At 70.6% G+C, this 826-nt stretch carries 1 protein-coding gene; it reads left to right on the top strand.

Annotation, left to right across the window (positions count from 1 at the left end):
- Positions 1–809, top strand: an 809-nt coding sequence (gene groEL / locus Pta02_RS40820; RefSeq protein WP_203880419.1) for a chaperonin GroEL, incomplete at its 5' end; no start/stop codon positions are given.
- Positions 810–826 lie beyond the last annotated feature (17 nt).

Genomic DNA, 826 nt, shown 5'->3' with positions numbered 1-826 from the left:
TCGCGGTCAAGGCGCCGGGCTTCGGTGACCGCCGCAAGGCCATGCTCGGCGACATCGGCACCCTGACCGGTGCCCAGGTCGTCAGCGAGGACCTCGGCCTGAAGCTGGAGTCCACCACGCTGGACATGCTGGGCCGGGCCCGCCAGGTCATCGTCACCAAGGACGAGACCACCATCGTCGACGGCGCCGGTGACGCCGAGCAGATCGCCGGCCGGGTCAACCAGATCCGCGCCGAGATCGAGAACACCGACTCCGACTACGACCGCGAGAAGCTGCAGGAGCGCCTGGCCAAGCTGGCCGGCGGCGTGGCCGTGATCAAGGCCGGTGCGGCCACCGAGGTCGAGCTCAAGGAGCGCAAGCACCGCATCGAGGACGCGGTGCGCAACGCCAAGGCCGCGGTCGAGGAGGGCATCGTGCCCGGCGGCGGCGTGGCCCTGCTGCAGGCCGGCGCCAAGGCCTTCGACAAGCTGGAGCTGCAGAGCGACGAGGCCACCGGTGCCGCGATCGTGCGCAAGGCGCTGGAGGAGCCGCTCAAGCAGATCGCGGTCAACGCCGGTCTCGAGGGCGGCGTCGTGGTGGAGAAGGTCCGCAACCTCACCCCGGGCGAGGGCCTGAACGCCGCCACCGGCGAGTACGTCAACATGTTCGAGGCGGGCATCATCGACCCGGCCAAGGTGACCCGTTCCGCGCTGCAGAACGCGGCGTCCATCGCGGCGCTGTTCCTGACCACCGAGGCCGTCATCGCCGAGAAGCCCGAGAAGGCCTCTGCCGCCCCGGCCATGCCGGGCGGCGGTGACATGGACTTCTGAGTCCATCGCCCGAGCAC

Origin of the sequence: Paraplanobispora takensis, from assembly GCF_016863195.1 — a bacterium.
In the GTDB taxonomy this organism is placed as follows: Bacteria; Actinomycetota; Actinomycetes; order Streptosporangiales; family Streptosporangiaceae; genus Planobispora; species Planobispora takensis.
The sequence above is the reverse complement of the archived record's forward strand: the minus strand, read 5'-3'. Positions and strand labels throughout refer to the sequence as shown.